This window comes from Lysobacter sp. K5869 (assembly GCF_018847975.1).
Taxonomy (GTDB): domain Bacteria; phylum Pseudomonadota; class Gammaproteobacteria; order Xanthomonadales; family Xanthomonadaceae; genus Lysobacter.
This window is the reverse complement of record NZ_CP072597.1, coordinates 4,706,491-4,729,899: the sequence shown is the minus strand read 5'-3', so window position 1 is coordinate 4,729,899 and position 23,409 is coordinate 4,706,491. Positions and strand designations below refer to the sequence as shown.

The following is a 23,409-nucleotide window of genomic DNA, read 5'->3' as shown; positions in this document are numbered from 1 at the left end:
ATGGAACGAGAACTCTGTGTGCCGACGCAGGTCGTGGTCTTTATTCGCGTGCAGGGGGCATGGCGATGAGCGCCACGCGCAGGTTCGGTGTGGCCGATCTCGTCGCGTTCGCGCTGGCGGCGGCGACCGCCTGCAGCATCGCGGCTTTCGCTATGCATCCGAGCGCGGTGCGGCAGTTCGTCAGCATGGGGCTGTTCCTGCTGTTGCTGCCCGGGGCGTTGTTTTGGCTGGCGCGCGCGGTGCGGCATTGGAGCCGTCTGCGCATGTGGGGATTGCTCGCTCCGGCCCTGCTGGTGGCGGCGATACCGCTGGGCCTGGAGGTGGGGCAAGGGCTGCGCAGTTGGCGTTTCGAGCGGGATCTGCCGCGTTATCAGGCGTTGGCGAACTGGGCGCTCAGGCGTGCGGTGGCTGGCGAGTCGGTCCGTGTGCCGGTGCCGCCGGAGGCTGGCGATCTGGCTCATGTGATCTGGGTTGGCGACAGGCCGGGTTGCGGCAAGATCGTCGATTTCTATTGGGGCTTGGGATTCCCGGTGAAGCACACGGTGCGACGCTACGTCGAGATTCCGGCGATGATCGAGGACGACGCGTGCCGCGGCGACTGGGCGCGCGGCATCCGCCGCGCGGAGCATTGGTTCGAGGCGTCGGACTGAAGCGCCGTCGCGCGCGAGGAGAGCGAGGCCATGTCGACGAGAAGAGCGATCGCGGCGTCGCTGGGGCGGATCGTACTGGCCGCGGCCAAGGTGCTCGCGGCGACGGGCCTGTGCGTGCTCGGGCTCTGGGCGTGGATGGCGTTCGCGCCTGTGTGCCGTTTCGATCAGGTCGAATGGATGCGCTACGGCCGCCGCGTACCCGATGGCGAGGTCTGCGTGCGCGATGTGGACGTGCGGCGGATCGAACTCGACGGCCGCGATTGCCTGGAGCTGTTCGCGCTGAAAGACGGCCTGCCCATCGGCGAACATTGTCCCGCCCCCGGCGCGCGTTGACGCGCCGGGGCGCGGTTCAGCGCGGCGCCGGGCAGGGGCGGTGGCCGGCGCCGAAGCCAGTGCATTCCAGGTACCACTGGTAGCACTGCGCTTCGTTGGTGCCTGTGGCTTGGCAGGATTGGTAGTTGTTCTCGCAGCGCGTGCAGACATCGGTGGCGTTGACGCCGACCGAGGCGGCCAGGCCGAAGGCGAAGGTCGCGAGCGCCAGCCGCAAGCGGGTTTGGGATTTCATCGGAGTCTCCTGGAGTCAGCGGGCTGGCGGCCGCGGGCCGTCAGCCCGCGGATGCGCGACGGGCTCGCGCACAGATGTCCGCTCGGAGCGCGCTCCGGCACGGACGGTGCCTGGATGCGACGGATCACAGTGGGCAGGGAAGGCCGCCGACATTCCTCATGCAGACCCGGTAATTGATGGTGCACTGCCGGTCGGTGAGGACGTCGTCGTTCAAGCACTTTTCATAGGTCGTCTCGCACACAACGCAGGGGTTGGGGCTGGGCAGTGCGAACGCGCTGAGCGAGAGCGACAGGCCGAAGGCGAACACGGCCAGAGATAAGCGGATCGTTCCTTGCTGCTTCATCGAAAACCTCCTGGAAAGTGGCGAAGCCGTTCGCGAACGCCCGGCCGGGCGGTCCTTGCGCGGCCGGTCCATGCTAGGTGTGCATGCCCGTGCGGTTTGTGCTGGGTGGCGCAGTTTCTTGCGAGGTTGGGGCGCGGCGATTTGCGGGGTGTTGGCTGAATAGCCGGCGGCATCGGTGCGGTGCGCAACTCGGGCTTCAGGTGGCGGCGAAGCCGTGGACGAATGTTCGATCTGTCGCAGGAACCTTCGGTCGGTCGAGCGAACCCTCGATGTTTCGGGCGAACCTTCGCTCCGTCATTCCGGCGAAAGCCGGAATCCATTTTGATTTTTCTCTCCCGCCTGCAGTGAAAGAGCAACAACAAAATGGATTCCGGCTTTCGCAGGAATGACGGGGTGTGGGGTGCGGTAGGAAAACGAGGGAGGCGAAGGTATGCGGCAAGCGAGGGCGGCAGGCGAGGCGGCGAACTAGAGGCGATGCGGCGGACGAGAGCTCAGCGCTCGCGCTTCAACCACAACAACCCCCACACCGTAACCACCGTCGCCACGGCCGCGGCCAGCGCCGACAGCCACAGCGAGCGCGTGGCGAACCACGTGCCCAGCGCGGCGGCGGCGAAGATCAGCGCGGCGAGCCATTCGAGGATGTTGTCGAGGCGACTCGGCGGGCGGTAGCGCGGGCGGTCGCCGGCATCGTCGTTGGCCGGGCGCGACGAGCGCGGAAGCGGTACGCACGCGGGCCAGGCCTTGCGCAGGGCGAGGCTCGGCCATGCCAGCGCGGGATCGTCGCTGCCGCCGCCGGAACCGGTGGCGAGCCACACCGCGTCGCGGTCGTGCGCGCGCGCCAGTTCGTCGGCGTCGTCGGCGAGCGGGGCGGAGGCTTCGCCGCTGCGTTCCAACGCGACCAGGCACTGCAGTTGCGCGCTCAGCCAGCCGGTGGCGTCCTCCGCGTCGGGCAAGCCGCCGGTGCGGACCAGCAGATAAGGGCCGTAGGCGTTGCGCACGTAGTCGGCGAACGCGTCGAAGATCGGCCGATAGCGTTCGCCGACCAAGCCCAGCAGCGCGTCGCGGCGCGCGAGCAAGCGCGTCAGCGCGGCGTCGCGTTCGGCGACCAGATACGGATAGGTCGCTTCCAATTGCGCTCGAGTCGCGCCTTCGCGGAATTCGGCCAGTTCCACGGCCTCGCTGTCGGGATCGAACTCGTCGAGGCTGCGCGCTTGCTGCAAGTCGTCCGGCGCGAACAGCGCTTGCCAGAACAGCGGGATGCGCGCGTTGGCCTCCAGCGACGGGCCGCCCTGGGCGAAATAGCCGGGCCATTCGCCGCGGCCGCCTTCGGGCATGCGCGGCCACGGCGGGCTTTCGAGGAACACGGGATGGGACACGGCGCGAGTCTCCTGGGCGAGTCCGGCGCCGATGCTAGCGCATCGTCCGCGCCGCGACCGTGCGCGGCGCTCCGCCTCGGGCTAGGATGGCGCGCGCGCCGCGCCGCCGCGCGGCCCCTCTCGATCGTGGAGTTCGCATGCAATCGGACCTGCCCCTGCTCGTGTGCAAGGTCACCCAGCCCGACGGGCCGGTGGCCTATGTGACCTTGACGCCGCAAGATCAGCTGTCGGTGCGCGGCATCGCGCCGCAGGAAATCGTCGGTCAGATCATCGATCCCGAGCGGCCGGGCATCGCTCCGGACAACTTCGCGCGCAACCGCGTGTTCGTCGAGTTCCTGCACGGCGTGATCGCGCGCCATGCGCCGTCGTTGCCGGCCCTGATCGCCGAAGCGCAGCGGCAAGGCGAGGGCTTGGTGGTCATCGTCGATGGCCGCGCCGAAACGCCGCAGGACGCGGTTCCGCCGGAAGACATCGTCGGCGCCTTCCAGATCGAGGGCGGCCGCATCGTCGAGGACGGCTATCGGCCCAATCCCAATCACCGCATCCTCGGCGCGCGCGGGTTCTTCTGCCTCGTGCCGGAGCTGCAACAGCGTTTGCTCGAGGATCTGGCCGCGAGCGTCGCCGGCGAGGGCGCGTAACGCGCGGCTTTGCGCATCGACGCCTGTCGCCGTTTGTGTGGCCGAGTGGGAAGGCGCGCCGCATCGCGCCGATTACAATCGACGAGGCCGATGACCCCGTGCACAGTCCTGCGCGGGGCCGATAGAAACGAACCGAGTGCAGGAGCACGAGGCTATGACCTTCGCCCACCGATCTCTCGCCGTCGCGGTGTTCGCCGGCTGCCTGTTGTCGAGCGCCTGCGCCGGCAAGCCGGTGGTCGATCAGCGCCCCGATGCCTCGCCCTGTTTGCCGGGCAGCGCGCAGTGCGCGATCTACGACTTCGCCATGGCCGACGAGATCGTGCTGCGCGCGAACGGCGAGGCGATTCGGGTCGATTGCCCCGAGTCGCCCGCCGACGCGCCGTTGCAGGAGCGTCAGGCGCGTTGCGCGGCGTTGATGGAGGTCGCGCTGAGCTTGGTGTCCAGCCGTATTCCGGACGCGTTGGGTCCGATCGCGCCGGAAAGCGTGCGTTACGAGCCCGCCGCGGGCTGCGCGGATGCCGGCGCGGCCTGCGCGGGACGTTTGCAGGCCAAGGTGCCGCTGCCGTGGGTCGTGACCCTGCCGGGACAGGCGCCCGCCGCGGACGCCGGGACGCGCTGAGGATTCATTCCGTCGCCGGTCGCGCCTGCGCCAGCAACCACTCTCGCAGCGCGACCACGCGCGCATCGTCGTCGCGTTCGGGCGCGTGCACCACGCGGTAGGCGTAATCGCGCGGCATCGGCACGGCGATGTCGAACAAACGCACCAGCCGGCCTTGGGCGAGATCGGCGTCGATCAACTCCAGTTCCGCCAACCCGACCGCGTGCCCGTCGAGCGCGGCCTGGACCACGTGCGCGGAATCGGCGAACCCCATGCACGCGCGGTCGTCGAAGTCGGCGATGCCGGCCGCGGCCATCCATTGGCGCCAATCCGGCCAGACCATGTCGCCGCTGCGCCAGACCACGTGGCTCAGGCAGACGCCGCGGTCGAGCAGATCGCGCGGCGCGCGCAACGGCGCGCCGCCGTCCAGCAGCGCGGGGCTGCACACCGCGACGATGGTCGGCGCGAACAGGCGCTGGCTGCGCAGGCCGGCGTCGTCGCCGGCGCCGAAGCGGATCGCCAGATCGATGCCGTCGGCGTCGAAGTCGCGCAGTTCGTCGCTGACGTCGAAACTCAGCGCGAGTTCGGGATGCGCGGCCTTGAGCCGCGGCAAGCGCGGCAGCAGCCAGTTGCTCGCCAGCCGCGCGCTCAGCGAGACCCGCAGCGGGCCGTCGCCGCGCGCCAGCCGGCGCGCGCGGCCGAGCGCGCGCTGCAAGGTGCCGAGCGCTTCGACCGCGGCGCGGTACAGCTCGGCGCCGGCGGCGGTGAGCTGGATGCTGCGGCTGTTGCGCACGAACAAGGTCACGCCGAGTTGCTCTTCGATTTCCTTGATCTGGTAGCTCACCGCGGCCGGAGTCAGCCCGACTTCCTCGGCGGCGCGGGTGAAATTCAAATGGCGCGCGGCGGCCTCGAAGGTGCGCAGGGCGCGGGTGCCGGGCAGGGTGCGTGACATCGATCTTCAAGCGGAATTTGACGGTGGGGCGAGAACTACTCGTTTCCCCGCGCGCGGTCAATCTTCGATAGTCGCCGGCATCGTTCGTTTGGAGTGTTCCGATGTCCGCTTCCCTTTCCGTTCCCGCCGCCGAATTCGCCGCCATCGCCCGGATCGACGGCCGCGACGCCGACGCGGCCGCGCTGGCGCCGCTGGCCTTCGCCGGCCACGCGCACTTCACCGCGATGCAGGTGCGCGACGGCCGCGTGCGCGGGCTCGACCTGCATCTGCGCCGGCTGCGCGAGGCCTCGCTGGAGCTGTACGGCCGCGCCGTGCCGGACGAGACCGTGCTGGCCTATCTGCGCGAAGCGCTGCGCCGCTCGCCGGCCGATCTATCGCTGACCGCGACCGTGTTCCAGCCGGCCGGCGAATTCGCCGCCGGCGACGCGGTCGCGATGCCGTCGGTGCTGGTGCGCACCGCGCCGCCGTCCGACGGCCCGCGCAGGCCGCTGGCGCTGACCGCCGTCGAACACGAGCGCACGCTGCCGCACCGCAAGCACGTCGGCGAGATCGCCAAGACCTATCACCTGCGCCGCGCGCTCGAACAAGGCTACGACGATGCCGCCTTCCTCGACCGCCACGGCCGCTTCAGCGAGGCGACGATCTGGAATCTGGCGTTTTGGGACGGCGAGGCGGTGGTGTGGCCGCAGGCCGAGATGCTGATCGGCACGACCCAGGGGATCGTGCGCCGCCAGCTCGAACGCGCGGGCGTGGCCCAGCGCGAGCGCGCGCTGACGCCGGCCGATCTGCCGGCGCTGCGCGGCGCGGCGGTGATGAACTCGTGGACGCCGGGCGTGGCCGTGCGCCGCATCGGCGCGACTGCGCTGCCCGAGGCGCCGGAGTTCCTGCAAGCGCTGCACCGCGCGTTCGCCGCCGAGCCCGCGTCGGCGCCGTGAGCGCGGCCGGGGCATGACCGGGCGCGGCGGCTGCGGTATCGTCGCGGCATTGCGGGCGCATCGCGCGGCCGCGTCCGCCACGGAAAACCGCATGCCCCGCGCCGCCTCGCTGTTGTCGCTGCCGTTCGCCCTGTTCGCCGCCTTCGCCGCGCATGCGCTGGAGCCGGCGGTGCCGAAAGACGCCGCGGCCAGCGCCACCGCCCGCGCGGTGTCGGCCGGCATCGTCGCCGGCATCCGCCAGGGCGCGCAGCAGGACCGCAACGCCAAGCCGGCGCAGATCGCCTGCGCGCGCGGCCTGGCCGACGACGCGGTGGCCGCGCCGGTGCAGGAAGTGATCGACGCCAGCCTGAGCGCCGAGGAGCGCGCGGCGCTGGAGACGTTCTACGCCAGCGCGCTCGGCGCGAAGTATCAGGCGGCGATGCTGAGCAACGCCGACCCGGACAAGGCCTTCACCCCGGAAGAGTGGGCGCAGGCCAAGGCGACGATGGACTCGCCGGCGTACAAGAAGCTGCGCGCGGCGACGGTGTCGTCGAATCCGCTCGCGGCGCAGAAGATCGGCGGCGTGCTCAATCCGCTGCTGGGCGCCTGTTTCAAGGACTGATCGGGCGTTCGCCGCGCGCCGTGCCGCGGCGCCGCGGCGCGCGGGCACGCGCCGGTTCGTTCTCCTGTTTCGGCGCCGCCATGGATAGAGACCTCGAGGCCTTCGCGGCCATCGCGCACGACCGCATCGCCCAGGGCGAGGTGTTTTGGCTGCCGCCGGATCCCGCGCGCGGCTCGGTGCCGGGCGCGCCGCATCCGCACGTGGTGGTTCAGGACGATCTGTTCAACCGCTCGCGCATCGCTACGGTGGTGGTGTGCGCGCTCAGCACTAACCCGGCGCGCGCGGCCGAGCCGGGCAACGTCGCGCTGGAGCCCGGCGAGGGCGGGTTGCCGCGGCGCAGCGTGGTCGTGGTCTCGCAGATTTCCTGCGTGTACAAGGCGCGGTTGGGCGAGCGCATCGGCGCGCTGTCGCCCGAGCGCGTCGCCCAGATCCTGGCCGGGCTGCGTTTCGTCCAGTCCGCGTATCAGCGCTGAAGCGCCGGCGCCGCCGGCGCGCGAACGTAACGCAGTGGGCGGCTTGGCATTGGGTGCGCGTCGCGCGTGCATGCGCGCGGGCCGGCGTCTGCGACGCTGGGTTCGGCTCCGGTCGCGGGCGCTTCGGCGCGCCGCGTTCTCCCCACGTCGCATCGGACCGGACAAGGACGTCGCTTCAGCCGCCGCGCGGCGGGCCAGGGACGGCGGCGCGCGGTTCCCATCCTGGAGACGGAACATGAAGAAGCTCGGTTCGCGAATGAAGTCGGCGTTGCTCGCGTTCGCCCTCGCGGGGTCTTTCAGCTTCGGCGCGGTGGCGGTGCAGCCCACCTTCGTCGACGGCAAGTGCACGAGCCCGGAAACGGGTTGTCCGTGCCGCGCGGGTTGTACCTACGGCGGCGATCGCCATAGCTGCTGCCTGATCCCGTAACCCACGCGCCCGGCGAAGCGCTTCGCTGCGCGGAGCGCTTCGCCGGCGGCGTCAACCCGCGTCCGCGCCGATGGTGTCGCGCAATTCCGCGAGCAAGGCGCGCACTAGCGGCGAATCGGCCAGCGCGTCGCGGGTCCAGGCCTGGATGCGCCGGGTCGGCGGCGCGCCGTGCACCGCGCGCGCGATCACCGCGTCGGCGCCTGGGCCTTGCAGCGCTAATCGCGGCACGAAGCCGATGCCGAATCCGGCGGCGACCATGCGCAGCATCAGATCGTAATCGTCGATGGTGTGGACGATGCGCGGGACGAAACCGGCCGCGGCGCAGGCGCGTTCGGCCAGCAGGCCGTCGTCGCTCTGGCGCGAGCCGACGATCCAGTCTTGGCGCGCGAGCCGGCGCAGATCGACCGCGCCGCCGCGGTCGCGCCACGTGGCCGGCAGCGCCAGCAGCACCGGTTCTTCCAGCAGCGGCTGCGCGCTGAGGCCGGCGACCGGCGCGCGCGGGACGAGGTTGTAGGCGAAGCTCAACGCCAGATCGCAGCGGCCTTCGCGCACCGCGAGCAGGGCGTCGTCGGATTCCAGTTCGCTCAGGCGCACGCGCAGGCGCGGGAAGCGCCGCTGCGCGCGCGCGACGGCCGGCAGCAGGTGCTGCTTGGCGAAGGTGGAGAAGCTGGCGACTTGCAGCTCGCCGGCGGGTTGCGCGGCGAATTCGCGCAGCTCCAGCGCGGCGGTTTCGACCTGGCGCACGATGGTGTCGGCGTGCGCGGCCAGACGCTCGCCCTGCGCGGTCAGCCGCACCCGGCGGCCGACTTGCTCCAGCAGCTTGGCGCCGGCCTCGCGTTCGAGCGTGGCCAGTTGCTGCGACACCGCCGACGAGGTCAGCCCCAGAGCTTCGGCCACCGCGGTCATGGTGCCGCGGTGGGCGAGTTCGCGCAGCAGGCGCAGGCGGGTCAGGTCGAACATGCAGAAAATCTTACAACGACTCTTAGTTAAGTGAAGTAGACCTGCGAGATCGGCGCGGCTAAGGTCGGCGCCGGATCGGGTCGCGCCGTGCGGCCCGCGTCGACGAGCCGACCCCATGCCTCCGATGCCTCCCACCGCCGCGGTGCCCGCGTCCGCCTTGCCCGTGCCCGCCGCCGGCGCGGTCGGCGTGCGGTTGCGCGGCGGCCAGCGCCTGCGCATCTACGACCCGCACGGCGGCCAGAGCGGCGATCTGATGGCTTATTCGGCCGACGGCGGCGAGCGGCTCAGCAACGGCTGCACTTTCGATTACGGCGGCAAGCTGCTGCTGAGCAGCGGCGATGTGCTGTGGTCGGACCGCAGCCGGCGCTTGCTGACCCTCGTCGGCGACCGCGTCGGCCGCCACGATTTCCTGCATGCGGCGTGCAGCGCGCCGATGTACCGCCTGCAGTACGGCCTCGACGGCGAGCCGCGCAATTGCCACGACAACCTGTGCGCCGCGCTGCGCGGGTTGGGCGTGGAGCCCGGGCCGTTGCCGACGCCGTTGAACCTGTTCATGCGCGCCGACATCGCGCCGGACGGACGGCTGACGGTCCGCCCGGCGGCGTCGCGCGCCGGCGATTGGGTCGAACTGCGCGCCGAGATGGATCTGGCCGTGGCGATCTCCGCCTGCCCGGCCGCGACCTGCAACGGCGGCGCGCCGCCGCGCTCGCTGGCTTATCTGATTCTTTGACGTTTAGCGTTTCCCTACGCGAGGACACCGCCATGACCCCGATCGCTTTGTTGGGCGTTCCCAACGACGAAAATTCTTCCTACCTGCGCGGCCCGGCCGAGGCGCCGGCCGCGATCCGCCGCGAGCTGTTTTCCGATGCGTACGCGCAGTACAGCGAGAGCGGGGTGGATCTGTCGGCGCCTGGGCGCTGGATCGACCACGGCGATGTGCGCTTCGACGCGGGCGTCGATCCGTGGACGTCGATCGAAACAGCGGTGGAGCGCGCGCTGGAACCGGGGCATCCGTTGATTTCACTCGGCGGCGATCATGCGGTGACCCATCCGATCCTGCGCGCGGTGCGCCGCCGCCATTCGCGTTTGACCATCGTGCATGTCGATGCGCATCCGGATATCTACGACGCCTACCAAGGCAATCCGCGCTCGCACGCTTCGCCGTTCGCGCGGATCATGGAAGAAGGGTTGGCGGACCGCTTGATCCAGGTCGGCCTGCGCGCGACCAGCGCCGAGCATCGCGCGCAGTTCCGCCGTTTCGGCGTGGAGACGGTGAGCGCGGCGCAATGGACCGGCGACCTGCAACTGCGGATCGACGGGCCGGTGTATCTCTCGCTCGATCTCGACGCGCTGGATCCGGCGTTCGCGCCGGGCGTATCGCACCGCGAACCGGGCGGGGCGACGCCGCGGCAAGCGATCGGCTTGATCCATAGCCTGGAGCGGCGTTTGGTCGCGGCCGATGTGGTCGAGTACAACCCGCGTTGCGATATCGAGAACACGACGGCGCTGGTGGCGGCGAAGCTGGTCAAGGAGATCGCCGGGATCCTGGCGGGCGGGACGCGCGCGGCGGCGAATCTGGCGGCGTGAATCGCCCAGTCGCGCTGACGTGTGAGGCCCGGCGGTAGGAGCTGCGTAAGCTGCGACCGCGAAGCCGCGCTTGCGTCGTAGGCCGGAGGTCGCGGTCGCAGCTTGCGCAGCTCCTACAGTCGGAAACGGGACCTGCGCCGCTGCTGGCGGCTTTGCCTCGCCGAATAGCGGCGGTGCGGGATGTCCGCCCAATCGCGACGATGCCGGAAGTCCGACCTGTAGGAGCTGCGTAAGCTGCGACCGCGAAACCTCGCTTGCGCCGTAAGCCGGAGGTCGCGGTCGCAGCTTGCGCAGCTCCTACAGTCGGAAACGGAAGCTGCGCCGGTTCTGGCGGCTTGGCCTCGCCGAATAGCGGCGGTGCGCGAGGTCCGCCCAATCGCGACGATGCCGGAAGTCCGACCTGTAGGAGCTGCGCGAGCTGCGACCGCGAAACTTCGCTTGCGTCGTAGGCCGGAGGTCGCGGTCGCAGCTTACGCAGCTCCTACCGGCGGGAGACGACGCCCGCGCGGATCAGCGCGGCGTTTGCGCGAGGCAGTAATCGCGCAGTTCGTCGGGCGCCAAGCCCGGCGCGAACAGGAAGCCTTGGCCGATCAAGACGCCCAGTTCGCGCAGGAACGCCCGCTGCCGCTGGGTTTCCACGCCCTCGGCGACCAAACCCAAGCCGAGGCTGCGGGCGATGCCGGTCACTGCCTGACACACCGCCACGTCGGATTGGTTGTCCGGCACGCCCTGCACGAACAACTGGCTGAGCTTGAGCCCGTGGATCGGCAAACGGCGGATGTAGTTGAGCGCGCTGTAGCCCTCGCCGAAGTCGTCGATCGACAGGCTCACGCCGAGTTCGCGCAGGCGGGCGAAGGTGCGCACGGTGTCGGGCGCGTCTTCGATCAGCACGCGTTCGGTGAATTCCAGTTCCAGCGCGCTGCCGGGCAGGCCGTGTTCGGCCAGCGCGGCGGCGACGGTGTGGCCGAGGTCGTCGCCGAGGAATTGGCGGTAGGAGACGTTGACCGCGACGCGTTCGATGCTCAGGCCTTGATCGCGCCATTGGCGCAATTGGCGGCAGGCTTCGTGCAGCACCCAGCCGCCGATGCCGACGATGTCGCCGGTGGTTTCGGCATGGTCGATGAAGCGGTCCGGGCTCATTTCGCCGAGCGAGCGGTTGCGCCAGCGGATCAGCGCCTCGGCCGCGACCACGCGGCCGTCGTGCAGGTTGACCTGCGGCTGGTAGACCAGATGGAACTCGTCGTTGTGCACGGCGCGGCGCAGGTGGGTTTCCAACTGCAGGCGGTGCAACTGCTGTTCGGCCAGTTCCGGGGTGAAGGCTTGCCAGCTGTTGCGGCCGCGGCGCTTGCTGTCGTACATGGCCACGTCGGCGCTTTGGATCAGTTGCTGCGCGGTGCGGCCGTCGAGCGGCGCCTGGGCGATGCCGATGCTGGCGGTGATGGTGAATTCCTCGCCGTCGACGCGGAAGCTGTCGCCGAAGATTTCCAGGATCGCGTCGGCGAGGCGTTCGGCGCGGGTCGGGTCGCCGTCGAGCGAGCACACCACGAGGAATTCGTCGCCGCCGAAGCGGGCGATCTGGGCCTGATCGCCGACCGCGTGGCGGATGCGGCGCGCGGCCGAGGCCAGCAGGCGGTCGCCGGCGGCGTGGCCGAGGATGTCGTTGACGACTTTGAAGCGGTCCAGGTCGATGTAGAGCACGCCCAAGGGCGCGTGCGGGAACGCGTCCAGGCGCCGTTCCAGTTCGTCCTGCACGGCGTCGCGGTTGAGCAGGCCGGTGAGCGGGTCGCTGCGCGCCTGGATGCGCAATTGCTCTTCTTCGAGCTTGCGTTCGGTGATGTCCTGCAGGGTGCCGGTCAGCACTTGTCGCACTACGTCGCCGACGCCGGCGTCGGCGATGGCGCGCACCCAGAACACGCTGGCGTCGGCGCGCAGGCCCTGCAGTTCCAGATCCAGGCTGCGGCCGCCGGCGAGGGTGCGTTCGAGCGCGTTGCGCAGGCGGTGGCGGTCCAGCGGCAGGAGGCAGCCGATCAGTTCTTCGATCCGGGTCGGCGCGCTGTCGCGGCCGAGGATGCGCTGGGCTTCGAAGGTGAGATAGAGCCGGTCGCGGCCGGCGTCCCATTCCCAGCCGCCGATGTGGGCCAGCGCCTGGGCGCGGTCGAACAGGGCGCTGTCGCGCTTGAGTTCGGTGATGTTGGAGAACAGCGCGAACACCTGATGCGGGCGGTCGCCGCCGGGCGGGAACTGCGGCACCGCGGTGACCGACAGCCAGATCAGTTCGCGGCGGATGCGGTGGTACAGCCCGAGCACGGTGCTGTTGACCACCAGCCCGCTGTCGAGCGCGACCCGCGAGGGATAGTGCTCCGGCGCCAGTTCGTGGCCGCGTTCGTCCACCACCATCCAATCGCCCGAGCGCAGTTCGTCGACGATGCTTTCGCCGCTGTGCAGCGACAGCAGGCTCATCGCTGCGCTGTTGGCGTAGACGATGCGCAGCGCGTCGTCCTGCACGATCAGGCCGCGGTCGATGGATTCGACCAGCTCGCGGAAGCGCAGCTCGTTCTCTTCGCGGCTGCTGAGGTCGCGCGCGACCGCGATGATCCGGCGCGCGCCGTCGTGGACGAAGCCGGCCGAATGCACTTCCACCGGGAAGCGGGTGCCGTCGCCGCGCTTGTTGGTGACTTCGATGATGTAGCTGTCGCCGCGGTTGAGGGTTTCCCACACCGGCGCGAGGTGATCCTTCGGCAGTTCGGGATTGAGCACGTGGATCGGCTGGCCGACGATGTCCTCGCGCAGGCGCCGGTGCGCGCCCATGCCGTGGCGGTTGATCTCGACCACGGTGCCGTCTTCGTCGAGCACGGTGACCAGATCGGGAATCGCGTCGAAGGCCTCGCGGATCAGCGCGGCGTCGTCGCGCTCGCGGCGCAGCGCGTCGGCGGCGCGTTCCAGCCCGGCGCGCAGGTGCGCGGGCAGTTGCGGATCGCGCAGCGCCGCTTGCAGCGCGGCGAGCGCATCGCCCGGCGCCGCGTCCGCGGACGCGCAGGCAGTACCGGCCGCGGGCGCGTCGGGCTTCACGCCGCCGCCAGCGCCTTGCCGACCTTGCTGCCGGTTTCGCGGCCGAGCAGGGCGGCCAGCCAGCGGCCGGTGTCGGCCAGCGCGTCGAGATCGACGCCGGTTCGCACGCCCAGGCCGTGCAGCATGTAGACCACATCCTCGCTGGCGACGTTGCCGCTGGCGCCCTTGGCGTAAGGGCAGCCGCCGGTGCCGGACACGGCCGAGTCCATCACCGTCACGCCTTCTTCCAGGCAGGCCAGGATGTTCGGCAGCGCCTGGCCGTAGGTGTCGTGGAAATGCACGGCCAGCGCGGCGACCGGCACTTCGCTGGCGACCGCCTTGAACATCGCCCGCGCCTTGCCCGGCGTGCCCACGCCGATGGTGTCGCCGAGCGAAATTTCGTAGCAGCCCATCTCGTGCAATGCGCGCGCGACGCGGACCACGTCGCTGACCGGCACGTCGCCCTGGTACGGGCAGCCCAGCACCGTGGACACGTAGCCGCGCACGGCCACGCCGTCGGCCTTGGCGCGCTGCATCACCGGCGCGAAGCGGGCGAGCGATTCGTCGATGGAGGCGTTGATGTTCTTGCGGTTGAAGGCTTCCGAGGCGGCGGTGAACACCGCGATCTCTTCCACGCCGACCGCGCGCGCGCGCTCGTAGCCTTGTTCGTTGGGCACCAGCACCGGGTAATGCACGCCGGGCTTGCGCTGGATGCCGGTGAAGACTTCGGCGGCGTCGGCCAGCTGCGGCACCCACTTGGGGCTGACGAAGCTGGTGGCTTCGATGCTGCGCAGGCCGGTCGCGGACAGGCGGTCGATCAGGGCGATCTTGTCGGCGGTGGCGATCTGGGTTTTTTCGTTCTGCAAACCGTCGCGCGGGCCGACTTCGACGATGCGCACGGCGGCGGGAGGGTTCAAGGGCTGGCTCATGGGGAATCCTGGCGGGCGGCCTTGGCGCGTTCGAACACCATGGCCTTTCTGTCGGTGTCGTACAAGAGATTCAGGCGTTGCGAGAGGGTATCGCGCAATTGTTCGGGCTCGCCCTGGAGCAGGGCGTAGCGGTCGTCGAGCTTGCGCCCGGCGAGTTCGCCGCGGGCGATGGCGTCGAGCGCGCGCTGCGAGTCGGGCAGCCACGCCTCGAGGCCGCCTTGGGCGTTGAAGCGGTAGAGCACCAGGAACACCGAGCCCTTCGGCGCGGTGCCGGTGAGGCTGCCGGCGTCGGCGCCGATGGCGCGCTGGGCCTGTTCGGGGGTGAACACGAGGTAGCGGTCTTGGCCGAGGACGAAGCCGGTCAGTTCCAGCGTGGTCGGCTTGTCGCCCAGGCCGGGCCAGTCGTCGCTGCGGCAGCGCGCGTCGACGTGGACGGTCTTGTGCACGTTGCCGCCGGCCTTGACGGTCCAGGCGCCGGCCAGGTCGGGATCGCAGCGCAGTTCGGCGACCGGCGCGCGCTCGAAGGCGACGCAGGCCGACAGGCCGGCCAGGATCAGCGCGGCCAGGGACAGGCGCAGGGCGGCGCGGGGGAAGGACAAGGGCGACAGGTTCATGGCGGCTCGCGCAGGAAGAGCGTCCAACGGGATAAACGTCAAATGGCGGCGGCCACCGGCCGCGGCAAGCGCGCGGCCGCGGCGGGGCGGCGACACAGCGTTGCGCGCGGGGCGTCGCGGCGGCGTGTCGGCCGCCGCGAACCCGTCCAGGCGCGGCCCCGGGCGACGGTTACGCCGTTTCCAGGGTCGCCAGCACCGCGTCGGCCTCGACGAAGTCGCCGGCGGCGGCGCGGATTTCGGCGATGGTGCCGGCGCGCGGCGCCTTCAGGCTCAGCTCCATCTTCATCGCCTCGATCACCATCACCTCCTGGCCGGCTTCGACCGCGTCGCCCGGCGCGGCCTTGACCACGACCACGCGGCCCGGCATCGGCGCGTTGACGCTGTTGCCCGAACCGCCGGCGGCGGCGCTTTCGTGGCGGTACACCGGCACCGCGTCCAGGCGCAGGCGGCGTTCGCCGTCGTGCACGACCACGCGCGCGCCGTCGCCGAGCGCGCGCAGGCGGCGGGCGCGGCCGTCGATGCGCAGGCTCAGCTCGTCGCCGTTCAAGCGCGCGCCGCGCACGTCGACCGCGGCGGCGCCGATGCCGTCGATGCGGTAATCGCCGGCGCTGCCTTGCGCCGACAGTTCCAGGCGCTGGTCGCGGCGCAGGAAGGCGAGGCTGCGGCGGCCGCCGTGGCCCAGGCGCCAGCCGTCGGCGATGGCCCAGGGCGAGGTCGGGTCGTCGGAGACCGCGGCGTTCTCGCGGGTGACGCGCTCTTGCGCCAGCAGTTCGGCGACCGCGGCGCCGGCCAGCAGATCGGCGTCGGCGGCTTCGTCGGCCTGCGCGGCCGGCATGAACTCGTCGAGGTGGCGGTCGAGGTAGCCGGTGTCGATGGTGCCTTGCACCACCGCCGGATGCCGCGCGAGGCGTTCGAGGAATTCGATGTTCGACTTCGGCCCGGCGATCTCGCTGTGCGCCAGCGCCGCGCGCAGCCGCGCCAGCGCGCGCGGGCGGTCGGCGTCGGAGACGATCAGCTTGGCGATCATCGGGTCGTAGAAGATCGTCACCGTGTCGCCTTCGATCACGCCCGAATCCAGGCGCACGTGGGCGTCGGCGGCCGGCAGGCGCAGGCGTTCGAGCTTGCCCGAGCCGGGCAGGAAGCCGGCTTCGGGGTCTTCGGCGTACAGGCGCACTTCGATGGCGTGGCCGCGCTGGACGATGGCGTCCTGCGCCAGCGGCAGCGGTTCGCCGGCAGCGACGCGCAGCTGCCATTCGACCAGATCCAGGCCGGTGACGAGCTCGGTCACCGGGTGCTCGACCTGCAAGCGCGTGTTGATTTCCATGAAGTAGAAACCGCCGTCCTGGCCGACGATGAACTCGACGGTGCCGGCGTTGACGTAGTCGATCGCATGGCCGGCCTGCACCGCGGCGGCGCCCATCTGCGCGCGCAGCTCGGGAGTGAGGAACGGCGAGGGCGATTCTTCCAGCACCTTCTGGTAGCGGCGCTGGGCCGAGCATTCGCGCTCGTTGAGGTGGATCACTTGCCCGGCGCTGTCGCCGAAGATCTGGATTTCGATGTGGCGCGGGCGCTCGACGTAGCGCTCCAGCAGCACGCGGTCGCGGCCGAAGGCGTTGCGCGCTTCGCGCTGGCAGCTTTCCAGGTTGGCGGCGAACTCGGCCGACTCGCGCACGATGCGCATGCCCTTGCCGCCGCCGCCGTGGGCGGCCTTGATCATCAGCGGGTAACCGATAGCGTCGGCTTCGCGCTGGAGCAGGGAGGAGTCCTGGTCCTCGCCGGTGTAGCCCGGCACCACCGGCACGCCGGCGGCTTGCATCAGTTCCTTGGCGCCGGCCTTGCTGCCCATCTTGCGCATCGAGGCGGCTTTCGGGCCGATGAAGGCGATGCCGGCGGCTTCGACCGCGTCGGCGAAATCGGCGTTCTCGCTGAGGAAGCCGTAGCCCGGATGGATCGCCTGCGCGCCGGCGCGCCGGGCGACTTCGATGATCGCATCGCCGCGCAGATAGCTCTCGGCCGGGCGCGGGCCGCCGATGGGATAGGCCTCGTCGGCCTGTCGCACGTGTTGGGCGTCGGCGTCGGCTTCGGAATAGACCGCGACGGTGCGGATGCCGAGCGTGCGGCAGGTGCGGATCACCCGGCAGGCGATTTCGCCGCGATTGGCGATCAGGATCTTCTCGAACATGGGCACTTCGCAGGTCGGTGCGCGCGGACGCGCGTGGAAGGGAAGGCGGACCTCCGCGGCGGCGGACCGGCGCGACCGGGGGATTTTCGCCGATGGCGAGGCGGCTGTCGCCTGATCGAGAGGACGATGCGCCGAGTTTGCGCGACGGGGCGCTCGGTTGGGTGGATTGGAGGCACGGTGGGGGTGCCGTACGGGGGAGTGCGGCGGGTGGTGGCGTTGGTTTGTTGTGATCGGAGGGAGGCGCTGCGAGTTGGTGTTGCGGTTGGCTGCTGCAAGCGCTGGCCGTAGCTGTAACCGCAACCGCAACCGCAACCGCGGCCGTAAACGTAACCGCGTCCGTAGCCGCAGCGGTGGCTGCCGCCACTACTGTTGCCTTTGTTTTTGCTTTTGCGGTTGTTGTTGCTGCTGGCTTTGACGTATCCCCACCCGAGGCCCACGTCTCAAAGCCCCGGAGGGCGCGCGCATGGATGCGCGCGTGCGCCGTAGGGGCATGGATGCCCCTTACGGCGCAGCCCCGCGCCCGGTGCTGGACCTAGTGGCTCTTGATTCGAAAACAGGGAAAGCGCCTTTCTTTGGTTACTTTCTTTGGCAAGACAAAGAAAGTAACTCGGCCGCTTGCGGACGAAAGCTTTAAGCGTTTGATCTTCGCTTGTCGTCGCACGCTCTTGCGATGAGGAAGCGAAAGCAACATCAAAATGGATTCCGGCTTTCGCCGGAATGACGGTGAGTGGGGTGTTCCGCCGCCAGAATGACGGTGGGTAGGGTGTCCGCCACCTGCGAGAAGCGCAACTCACACGCCGTCATTCCGGCGAAAGCCGGAACCCATTTTGACTTTGCTGTGGGTTCGCTCTCAACGCAACAACGAGTGACGACAAGCCACAATCCAGAGCGTTCCGTCCGCAAGCGGCCGGGTCACTTTCTTTGTCTTGCCAAAGAAAGTAACCAAAGAAAGGCGCTTTCCTTGTTTTCGAATCAAGAGCCACTAGGGCTCACAGCGACGCGGGGCCGCGCCATAAGGGTCATCCTGACCCATGGCGCGCGTGCGCATCCATGCGCACGCCCTCCGGGGCTGCGGGGCGTGGGCTTTGCGTGGGGATGCGTCAAGGCGAACGGCAAAGACAACAGCAACAACAACAGCGGTGGTTGCTGCGTCGTGCGGTTAGGCGGCGTCCGTCGTTGTCGCGGGATCGCGGTCGCAGCTTGCGCAGCTCCTACAGTCGGATACGAACCAGCCGAAGCCCCTGTAGGAGCTGCGCAAGCTGCGACCGCGACAATAGAACGACGACGAAAACTGCCGTCGCCGACACGCGACGCGGCCACGAACGCCGCGCCGCGCGCTAAGACAGCATCACACCGCCCAAGCCGGCGCGCGCTTGTCCAAGAACGCCGACAACCCTTCCTGGCCCTCCGAAGACACCCGCAACGACGCGATCAGCGCCGCGTTGTCCGCGTCGAGCTTGCCGCCGTCGCGCTCGCCCGCCACGCGCCGGACCAGGGTCTTGGCGGTGGCCGCCGCGTGCGGGCCGGCTTTGAGCAGCAGGCCGATCTGGCGCGCCACGGCGCCATCGAGCGCATCGGTCGGAACCACCTGGTGCAACAGGCCGATGCTCTGGGCCACGGCGGCCTCGAAAATCTCCGCGGTGGCGAACCAGCGCCGCGCCTGGCGCGCGCCGATCGCTTCGATCACGTACGGCGAGATCACCGCTGGCAGCAGGCCGAGCTTGCTCTCGGTCAGGCCGAACTTGGCCTCCGGCACGCCGATGGCGATGTCGCAGCAGGCCACCAGGCCCACGCCGCCGCCGAAGGCCGCGCCGTGGACGCGGGCCAGGGTGGGCTTGGGCAGTTCGTTGAGGGTGCGCATCAGCCGCGCCAGCGCCAGCGCGTCGTCGCGGTTCTCGGCTTCGCCGGCGGCGGCCATGCCGCGCATCCAGTTCAGGTCGGCGCCGGCCGAGAACGAGGCGCCTTCGCCCTCGATCACCACCACGCGCACGCCGTCGTCGGCGCCGACGGCTTCCAGGGCGCCGGTCAGCGCGGCGATCAGCACGGCGTCGAAGGCGTTGTGCAATTCGGGGCGGTTCAGGCGCAGACGGGCGACCGGACCTTCGCGCAAGCTCAGCAGCGGGTGGTTCATCGGCAGGGAGGAGTTTGTGGGAGTTGGCCGAATGATACCGTTCAGCTTGCCCCCTCCGCCCCTGTACGGCGGTCGGTGCTAGAATGAGAACAATTCCCATTTGGGACGCCACCTTTTCTGTGGAAGCCGCCCTTGAAGCTGTCCGAATTGCCGCACCGCACCGCGGCCACGGTCGAGACCGTCGATGACCAAGCGCCCAACGACACCATCGCCAGACGCCTGCGCGAACTCGGATTCGTCGCGGGGGAGCGGGTGGAAGTGATGGCAGTCGGTCCGGTCGCCGCCGAGCCGCTGCTGGTGCAGATCGGCTACACCCGCTTCGCCCTGCGCCGCAGCGAAGCGGCGCGAGTGCGGGTCGCGCTGCTGGAAGAAACGCCGGCGGAGCGCGCGCCATGAGCGCCGCCGCGCCCGCCCTGAGCGCCCCGCGCGAGGCCGCCGACGCGAATCTGCGCGTGGCCTTGGTCGGCAATCCGAACTGCGGCAAGACCGCGTTGTTCAACCAGCTCACCGGCAGCCGGCAGAAGGTCGCCAACTACGCCGGCGTCACCGTCGAGCGCAAGGAAGGCCGGCTGCACGCGCCGTCGGGCCGTCACTACGCCGTGCTCGATCTGCCCGGCGCCTACAGCCTCAGCGCCGCCAGCCTGGACGAAGCGGTCACCCGCGACGTGCTGCGCGGCTTCTACCCGGGCGAACCGGCGCCGGACGTGCTGCTGTGCGTGGTCGATGCGACCAACCTGCGCCTGCACCTGCGCTTCGCCCTGGAACTGCGCGAACTCGGCCGGCCGATGATCGTCGCGGTCAACATGATGGACGCGGCCAAGCGCCGCGGCATCGACATCGATCTGGCCGCGCTGGAACGCGAACTCGGCGTGCCGGTGGTGGCCACCGTCGCGGTCAAGCGCGGCGGCGCGCGCGAGTTGATCGCCACGCTCGAACAAGTCGCCGCGGCGCCGCACGAGCCGCGCGCGCGCTTGGCCGAAAGCGCCGATCCCGGCCGCGATCTCGGACAAGCCCTGCACGCCGAAACCCGCCGTCTGCTCGACCTGACGGTCAGCATGCCGACCCGCACCGCCAAGATCGACGACGCGCTCGACCGCTGGCTGCTGCATCCGGTGCTGGGCCTGCTGTCGCTGGCGGTGGTGATGTTCCTGATCTTCCAAGCGGTCTACGCCTGGGCCACGCCGCTGATGGACGCCATCGACGCCGGCACCGCCTGGATCGGCGTGCAGGTCGGCGAACTGCTGCCCGACGGGCCGCTGCGCAGCCTGCTGGTGGACGGGGTGATCGCCGGCCTCGGCGGCGTGATCGTGTTCCTGCCGCAGATTCTGATCCTGTTCGCCTTCATCCTCGCGCTGGAGGAATCGGGGTATCTGCCGCGCGCGGCGTTCCTGCTCGACAAGATGATGGCCGGCGCGGGTTTGTCGGGACGCTCGTTCATTCCGCTGCTGTCGAGCTTCGCCTGCGCGATCCCCGGGATCATGGCCACGCGCTCGATCCAGGACCCGCGCGACCGCCTCGCCACGATCATCGTCGCGCCGCTGATGACCTGCTCGGCGCGCTTGCCGGTGTACGCGCTGCTGATCGGCGCGTTCATCCCGCAGCAAAAGGTGCTGGGCGTGTTCAACCTGCAGGGGCTGGTGCTGTTCGGCCTGTACATGGCCGGCATCCTCAGCGCGCTGATGGTGTCGTGGGTGATGAAGAAGTGGCGCCGCGACAAGAGCGAGCACCCGCTGCTGCTGGAACTGCCGTCCTACCGCATCCCGCATCTGCGCGATCTGGCCATCGGCCTGTGGGAACGCGCCTGGATCTTCCTGCGCCGGGTCGGCGGCATCATCCTGGCGCTGACGATCCTGCTGTGGTTCCTGCTGTCGTTCCCGGGCGCGCCGGAAGGCGCGACCCAGCCGGCCATCGACTACAGCTTCGCCGGCCGCATCGGCCACGCGCTGTCGGCGGTGTTCGCGCCGATCGGCTTCAACTGGCAGATCTGTATCGCGCTGATTCCCGGACTGGCCGCGCGCGAAGTGGCGGTGGCCTCGCTGGCGACGGTCTACGCGCTGTCGGCGGCCGACGACGACGCGGCCGCGCAAGCGCTGAGCCCGATCATCACCGACACCTGGTCGCTGGCGACCGCGCTGTCGCTGCTGGTCTGGTACATCTACGCGCCGCAGTGCATTTCCACGCTCGCCACGATCCGGCGCGAGACCGGTTCGTGGAAGCAGGTGGCGATGAGCGCAGGCTATCTGTTCGCGCTGGCGTATCTGGCGTCGCTGGCGACCTACCAGATCGCGGTCGCGCTGGGCGCGGGCTGAGGAGACGACATGAGCGCCGGACTGTTCGCGCAATACGTGGTGATCGCGATCGCGGTGCTGGTCAGCGCGGTCGTGGTCGCGCGCAAGCAGTTCCCCGGCGGCGTGCGCCGCCTGCGCATCGCCTGCGCGCTGCCGCTGGTGCGCGACGGCCGGCCGGCGTGGATGCGCGCGCTGGGCAAGCGCATCGCGCCGCCCGCGCGCGCGCGCGGGCCGAATTGCGCGGGGTGCGACAGTTGCGGGCCGTCGGATTGAGGGATTCCGGCGGAGCGGGGCGTTCGTCGTAGCCGCCTGTCGCGGTCGCAGCTCGCGCAGCTCCTACAAGTCGGATACGAAACTCGCCGGAGCCCCTGTAGGAGCTGCGCAAGCTGCGACCGCGCCAACGCAACGACGACGGACATCCGTCATCGAACGAAGCTTCCCGCGCGAGCGAACTAACGTCCCCGCCGCCTGGCCCCCGAACTCAACCCGCGCGGCTCTGCAAATAATCCAAAGCCTCGCGCAAATATCCGCGCGCCTCGTCCAGATGCTCCGGCGCGCACGCCTCGTCGAACCGGCTCGCGCCGTCGCCGAAGCGCAGATACGCGTTGATGTCCCCGTCGCCCCACAGGAAATCCAGGATCACGACGAAATCGTCGGCGCCGGGTTCGTTGAAGCGCGCCGCGCCGCGCAAGGGCGCGAGCAGGCGCAGCATCTCGTGGTAGTTCTCCGAGGCCTGCAGCATGGCGATGCGCAGGGTGCGGCGGATCTCGTCGTATTCGATCGGCGGCGTGCCGGTCCAGGCGTCGGCGCGCCAGGCCTTGATGACGTCGGCGACGCTGACGGCGTCGAGGTCGGCGAGGATTTCCGGCGGAACCCGGTTGCCGCCGCTCATCTCGCGCCGGTCGAACCAGGATTGCCAATCGGCGAAAGCGGACGGCCGCGCCGGCGCCGAGTTCATGAAGGCTTCGTACTGCTCGTGGCTGAGGGTGAAACGGGCGTACAGCGATGCGGGTTCCGACATCGGCGGGATCCTTTCCTATGACGCGCCGGCGCGCCGCTCAGCGGCGCAGCCGGCCCTTGCCGGCGGCCTTGTAGCCGACCGCCTCGAACGCTTCGACCGAGAGCGTGAAGGTGCGTTCTTCCCCCGAAAACAACGCACCCACGCCGACGACCTGACGGGTGATCTCTTCGCCGCGGTCGTTCTTGATCGACAACACCATCGAGTATTCCCACGCGCCGTCGCTGGGCGGATGGCGGATGGTGCCCTCCACGCTGAGCGGCGAAAAACGCTTCGCCGCCAGCGCGTTGGCGTCGGAATCGAAACGCAGGTGGTGCCGGCAGGCCGGACACACGCTGGCCGTTTCCAGGATCGTCGCCTTGCAGTGCGGACAAACGCGCGTCGCCCCGGGCATGCCCTGGCGTTGCGCGCTCATGAGTCGGCGCCGGTCTCCGCCTTGCCGCCCTTGTCGCTCTTATCGGCCTTGCCGTCGCTCTTGTCGTTGCGCGCGACCGACTTGCCGCTGTCTTCCCAACCGAACTCGACCTGACCGCGCACGCGCGCGCCGGCGGCGACGGTGACGTTGCCGGCCTTGACGTCGCCGACCACCACGCCGGTCTCCAGCAGTTCCACGCGCTGGGCCGAATCGATGTTGCCTTCCAACTCGCCGGCGATCACGACCTTGCGCGCGCGCACGCCGCCGTTGACCTTGGCGCCGAGCTCGACGGTGAGGTCGCCGTCGACCTGCACGTCGCCCTTGAAGCGGCCGGCGATGCGGATGTGGCCGGCGCCGTGGATCTTGCCTTCGATGGTCAGGTCGGCGGCGATCAGCGATTCCTTGACCGCCTCGCGCGCGGGTTCGGCGGCGCGCTGCGGCGCGGCCTGCGGGGCCGGCGCGCTGATCGGCGCGGGCGCCGGCTGGCTGGCGCTGGGCTGGCCGAAGCTGAATTCGTTGGCGGTGTCGGGCTCTCGCTTAAGAGCGGTTTCGGGTTGCAGCGGCGGCAGCGGCGTGTCGCGCTTGGGCGGGGCGGGCTGGTTGAAAATGGCCATGACGCGGTGTTTCCTCAGGTCGGGGGATCAGGTGATGACACGCGTGAACTTTGGAGCCTAACACG

Annotated in this window: 26 protein-coding genes; 13 read left to right on the top strand and 13 right to left on the bottom strand. The window is 70.0% G+C overall.

Annotation, left to right across the window (positions count from 1 at the left end; all coding sequences use genetic code 11):
• The first annotated feature begins 65 nt into the window (after positions 1-65).
• Complete coding sequence (locus J5226_RS19810) at positions 66-650, top strand: hypothetical protein (protein ID WP_215836256.1); 585 nt, start codon at positions 66-68, stop codon at positions 648-650.
• 30 nt (positions 651-680) lie between these two features.
• Complete coding sequence (locus J5226_RS19805) at positions 681-983, top strand: hypothetical protein (protein ID WP_215836255.1); 303 nt, start codon at positions 681-683, stop codon at positions 981-983.
• A 16-nt stretch (positions 984-999) separates the two neighbouring features.
• On the opposite strand, the gene J5226_RS19800 is transcribed toward J5226_RS19805, so the two are convergent.
• From J5226_RS19800 to J5226_RS19790, 3 genes are all read right to left on the bottom strand, one after another.
• The gene (locus J5226_RS19800) at positions 1,000-1,215 is read right to left on the bottom strand and encodes a hypothetical protein (protein WP_215836254.1); all 216 of its coding nucleotides are present in this window, start codon (positions 1,213-1,215) and stop codon (positions 1,000-1,002) included.
• A 124-nt stretch (positions 1,216-1,339) separates the two neighbouring features.
• A complete protein-coding gene (locus J5226_RS19795; protein ID WP_215836253.1) occupies positions 1,340-1,558 on the bottom strand; it encodes a hypothetical protein in 219 nt (72 codons plus the stop codon).
• A 491-nt stretch (positions 1,559-2,049) separates the two neighbouring features.
• The gene (locus J5226_RS19790; protein WP_215836252.1) at positions 2,050-2,934 is read right to left on the bottom strand and encodes a hypothetical protein; all 885 of its coding nucleotides are present in this window, start codon (positions 2,932-2,934) and stop codon (positions 2,050-2,052) included.
• A gap of 137 nt (positions 2,935-3,071) precedes the next feature.
• Here J5226_RS19790 and J5226_RS19785 point away from each other — a divergent pair, with 137 nt between their 5' ends.
• A complete protein-coding gene (locus J5226_RS19785) occupies positions 3,072-3,572 on the top strand; it encodes a hypothetical protein (protein WP_215836251.1) in 501 nt (166 codons plus the stop codon).
• A gap of 154 nt (positions 3,573-3,726) precedes the next feature.
• Entirely contained in the window at positions 3,727-4,191 is a 465-nt protein-coding gene (locus J5226_RS19780) for a hypothetical protein (RefSeq protein WP_215836250.1), read from the top strand.
• Positions 4,192-4,195: 4 nt separating this feature from the next.
• Here the strand turns inward: J5226_RS19780 and J5226_RS19775 are convergent, their stop codons facing one another.
• Positions 4,196-5,122, bottom strand: a complete 927-nt coding sequence (locus tag J5226_RS19775; RefSeq protein ID WP_215836249.1) for a LysR substrate-binding domain-containing protein — start codon at positions 5,120-5,122, stop codon at positions 4,196-4,198.
• Positions 5,123-5,223: 101 nt separating this feature from the next.
• Here J5226_RS19775 and J5226_RS19770 point away from each other — a divergent pair, with 101 nt between their 5' ends.
• From J5226_RS19770 to J5226_RS19755, 4 genes are all read left to right on the top strand, one after another.
• Positions 5,224-6,057 (top strand): aminotransferase class IV family protein, encoded by an 834-nt coding sequence (locus J5226_RS19770; RefSeq protein ID WP_215836248.1) that lies wholly within the window; start codon positions 5,224-5,226, stop codon positions 6,055-6,057.
• A gap of 91 nt (positions 6,058-6,148) precedes the next feature.
• Entirely contained in the window at positions 6,149-6,658 is a 510-nt protein-coding gene (locus J5226_RS19765; RefSeq protein WP_215836247.1) for a hypothetical protein, read from the top strand.
• An 80-nt stretch (positions 6,659-6,738) separates the two neighbouring features.
• On the top strand, positions 6,739-7,131 hold the full coding sequence (locus J5226_RS19760; protein ID WP_215836246.1) for a type II toxin-antitoxin system PemK/MazF family toxin: 393 nt from the start codon (positions 6,739-6,741) through the stop codon (positions 7,129-7,131).
• 235 nt (positions 7,132-7,366) lie between these two features.
• Entirely contained in the window at positions 7,367-7,558 is a 192-nt protein-coding gene (locus tag J5226_RS19755) for a hypothetical protein (protein ID WP_215836245.1), read from the top strand.
• A 51-nt stretch (positions 7,559-7,609) separates the two neighbouring features.
• On the opposite strand, the gene J5226_RS19750 is transcribed toward J5226_RS19755, so the two are convergent.
• A complete protein-coding gene (locus J5226_RS19750) occupies positions 7,610-8,518 on the bottom strand; it encodes a LysR family transcriptional regulator (protein WP_215836244.1) in 909 nt (302 codons plus the stop codon).
• Between the two features lie 115 nt (positions 8,519-8,633).
• On the opposite strand from J5226_RS19750, the gene J5226_RS19745 reads away from it, so the two are divergent.
• Together J5226_RS19745 and J5226_RS19740 are read left to right on the top strand one after the other, a co-directional pair.
• Positions 8,634-9,248 carry an urea carboxylase-associated family protein gene (locus tag J5226_RS19745; protein WP_215836243.1) on the top strand — a complete coding sequence of 205 codons (615 nt, stop codon included), beginning with the start codon at positions 8,634-8,636 and terminating at the stop codon, positions 9,246-9,248.
• 32 nt (positions 9,249-9,280) lie between these two features.
• Positions 9,281-10,105 carry an agmatinase family protein gene (locus J5226_RS19740; protein WP_215836242.1) on the top strand — a complete coding sequence of 275 codons (825 nt, stop codon included), beginning with the start codon at positions 9,281-9,283 and terminating at the stop codon, positions 10,103-10,105.
• Positions 10,106-10,615: 510 nt separating this feature from the next.
• Here the strand turns inward: J5226_RS19740 and J5226_RS19735 are convergent.
• From J5226_RS19735 to J5226_RS19715, 5 genes are all read right to left on the bottom strand, one after another.
• Entirely contained in the window at positions 10,616-13,174 is a 2,559-nt protein-coding gene (locus J5226_RS19735; RefSeq protein WP_215836241.1) for an EAL domain-containing protein, read from the bottom strand.
• Positions 13,171-14,082: a hydroxymethylglutaryl-CoA lyase gene (locus J5226_RS19730; RefSeq protein ID WP_304414064.1), complete on the bottom strand. Its 912-nt coding sequence runs from the start codon at positions 14,080-14,082 to the stop codon at positions 13,171-13,173. The genes J5226_RS19735 and J5226_RS19730 overlap by 4 nt, the downstream gene beginning before the upstream one ends.
• Positions 14,079-14,696 carry a hypothetical protein gene (locus J5226_RS19725; protein ID WP_215836240.1) on the bottom strand — a complete coding sequence of 206 codons (618 nt, stop codon included), beginning with the start codon at positions 14,694-14,696 and terminating at the stop codon, positions 14,079-14,081. The genes J5226_RS19730 and J5226_RS19725 overlap by 4 nt, the downstream gene beginning before the upstream one ends.
• 169 nt (positions 14,697-14,865) lie before the next feature.
• The gene (locus tag J5226_RS19720; protein ID WP_215836239.1) at positions 14,866-16,878 is read right to left on the bottom strand and encodes an acetyl-CoA carboxylase biotin carboxylase subunit; all 2,013 of its coding nucleotides are present in this window, start codon (positions 16,876-16,878) and stop codon (positions 14,866-14,868) included.
• A 1,348-nt stretch (positions 16,879-18,226) separates the two neighbouring features.
• Positions 18,227-19,009 carry an enoyl-CoA hydratase-related protein gene (locus tag J5226_RS19715; RefSeq protein WP_215836238.1) on the bottom strand — a complete coding sequence of 261 codons (783 nt, stop codon included), beginning with the start codon at positions 19,007-19,009 and terminating at the stop codon, positions 18,227-18,229.
• A gap of 132 nt (positions 19,010-19,141) precedes the next feature.
• Here J5226_RS19715 and J5226_RS19710 point away from each other — a divergent pair, with 132 nt between their 5' ends.
• The 3 genes from J5226_RS19710 to J5226_RS19700 are packed head-to-tail and all read left to right on the top strand — an operon-like array spanning position 19,142 to position 21,570.
• Complete coding sequence (locus J5226_RS19710) at positions 19,142-19,405, top strand: FeoA family protein (RefSeq protein WP_215836237.1); 264 nt, start codon at positions 19,142-19,144, stop codon at positions 19,403-19,405.
• Positions 19,402-21,318: a ferrous iron transporter B gene (locus J5226_RS19705; protein WP_215836236.1), complete on the top strand. Its 1,917-nt coding sequence runs from the start codon at positions 19,402-19,404 to the stop codon at positions 21,316-21,318. Before J5226_RS19710 ends, J5226_RS19705 begins: the two co-directional genes overlap by 4 nt.
• Before the next feature lie 9 nt (positions 21,319-21,327).
• Complete coding sequence (locus tag J5226_RS19700) at positions 21,328-21,570, top strand: DUF6587 family protein (protein ID WP_215836235.1); 243 nt, start codon at positions 21,328-21,330, stop codon at positions 21,568-21,570.
• A gap of 208 nt (positions 21,571-21,778) precedes the next feature.
• On the opposite strand, the gene J5226_RS19695 is transcribed toward J5226_RS19700, so the two are convergent.
• From J5226_RS19695 to J5226_RS19685, 3 genes are read right to left on the bottom strand one after another with little or no spacing between them, the layout of a single operon-like run.
• Positions 21,779-22,318: a hypothetical protein gene (locus J5226_RS19695; protein WP_215836234.1), complete on the bottom strand. Its 540-nt coding sequence runs from the start codon at positions 22,316-22,318 to the stop codon at positions 21,779-21,781.
• 37 nt (positions 22,319-22,355) lie between these two features.
• A complete protein-coding gene (locus J5226_RS19690; protein ID WP_215836233.1) occupies positions 22,356-22,730 on the bottom strand; it encodes a hypothetical protein in 375 nt (124 codons plus the stop codon).
• Complete coding sequence (locus J5226_RS19685) at positions 22,727-23,344, bottom strand: polymer-forming cytoskeletal protein (RefSeq protein ID WP_215836232.1); 618 nt, start codon at positions 23,342-23,344, stop codon at positions 22,727-22,729. The genes J5226_RS19690 and J5226_RS19685 overlap by 4 nt, the downstream gene beginning before the upstream one ends.
• Positions 23,345-23,409 lie beyond the last annotated feature (65 nt).

Bases quoted from the DNA above. Each gene is read 5' to 3' on its own strand.
- J5226_RS19750 (WP_215836244.1), bottom strand. From the start codon at position 8,518: ATGTTCGACCTGACCCGCCTGCGCCTGCTGCGCGAACTCGCCCACCGC.
- J5226_RS19770 (WP_215836248.1), top strand. From the start codon at position 5,224: ATGTCCGCTTCCCTTTCCGTTCCCGCCGCCGAATTCGCCGCCATCGCC.
- J5226_RS19795 (WP_215836253.1), bottom strand. From the start codon at position 1,558: ATGAAGCAGCAAGGAACGATCCGCTTATCTCTGGCCGTGTTCGCCTTC.
- J5226_RS19755 (WP_215836245.1), top strand. From the start codon at position 7,367: ATGAAGAAGCTCGGTTCGCGAATGAAGTCGGCGTTGCTCGCGTTCGCC.
- J5226_RS19775 (WP_215836249.1), bottom strand. From the start codon at position 5,122: ATGTCACGCACCCTGCCCGGCACCCGCGCCCTGCGCACCTTCGAGGCC.
- J5226_RS19760 (WP_215836246.1), top strand. From the start codon at position 6,739: ATGGATAGAGACCTCGAGGCCTTCGCGGCCATCGCGCACGACCGCATC.
- J5226_RS19800 (WP_215836254.1), bottom strand. From the start codon at position 1,215: ATGAAATCCCAAACCCGCTTGCGGCTGGCGCTCGCGACCTTCGCCTTC.
- J5226_RS19715 (WP_215836238.1), bottom strand. From the start codon at position 19,009: ATGAACCACCCGCTGCTGAGCTTGCGCGAAGGTCCGGTCGCCCGTCTG.
- J5226_RS19805 (WP_215836255.1), top strand. From the start codon at position 681: ATGTCGACGAGAAGAGCGATCGCGGCGTCGCTGGGGCGGATCGTACTG.
- J5226_RS19690 (WP_215836233.1), bottom strand. From the start codon at position 22,730: ATGAGCGCGCAACGCCAGGGCATGCCCGGGGCGACGCGCGTTTGTCCG.
- J5226_RS19695 (WP_215836234.1), bottom strand. From the start codon at position 22,318: ATGTCGGAACCCGCATCGCTGTACGCCCGTTTCACCCTCAGCCACGAG.
- J5226_RS19765 (WP_215836247.1), top strand. From the start codon at position 6,149: ATGCCCCGCGCCGCCTCGCTGTTGTCGCTGCCGTTCGCCCTGTTCGCC.
- J5226_RS19780 (WP_215836250.1), top strand. From the start codon at position 3,727: ATGACCTTCGCCCACCGATCTCTCGCCGTCGCGGTGTTCGCCGGCTGC.
- J5226_RS19745 (WP_215836243.1), top strand. From the start codon at position 8,634: ATGCCTCCGATGCCTCCCACCGCCGCGGTGCCCGCGTCCGCCTTGCCC.
- J5226_RS19785 (WP_215836251.1), top strand. From the start codon at position 3,072: ATGCAATCGGACCTGCCCCTGCTCGTGTGCAAGGTCACCCAGCCCGAC.
- J5226_RS19730 (WP_304414064.1), bottom strand. From the start codon at position 14,082: ATGAGCCAGCCCTTGAACCCTCCCGCCGCCGTGCGCATCGTCGAAGTC.
- J5226_RS19685 (WP_215836232.1), bottom strand. From the start codon at position 23,344: ATGGCCATTTTCAACCAGCCCGCCCCGCCCAAGCGCGACACGCCGCTG.
- J5226_RS19740 (WP_215836242.1), top strand. From the start codon at position 9,281: ATGACCCCGATCGCTTTGTTGGGCGTTCCCAACGACGAAAATTCTTCC.
- J5226_RS19700 (WP_215836235.1), top strand. From the start codon at position 21,328: ATGAGCGCCGGACTGTTCGCGCAATACGTGGTGATCGCGATCGCGGTG.
- J5226_RS19705 (WP_215836236.1), top strand. From the start codon at position 19,402: ATGAGCGCCGCCGCGCCCGCCCTGAGCGCCCCGCGCGAGGCCGCCGAC.
- J5226_RS19720 (WP_215836239.1), bottom strand. From the start codon at position 16,878: ATGTTCGAGAAGATCCTGATCGCCAATCGCGGCGAAATCGCCTGCCGG.
- J5226_RS19725 (WP_215836240.1), bottom strand. From the start codon at position 14,696: ATGAACCTGTCGCCCTTGTCCTTCCCCCGCGCCGCCCTGCGCCTGTCC.
- J5226_RS19810 (WP_215836256.1), top strand. From the start codon at position 66: ATGAGCGCCACGCGCAGGTTCGGTGTGGCCGATCTCGTCGCGTTCGCG.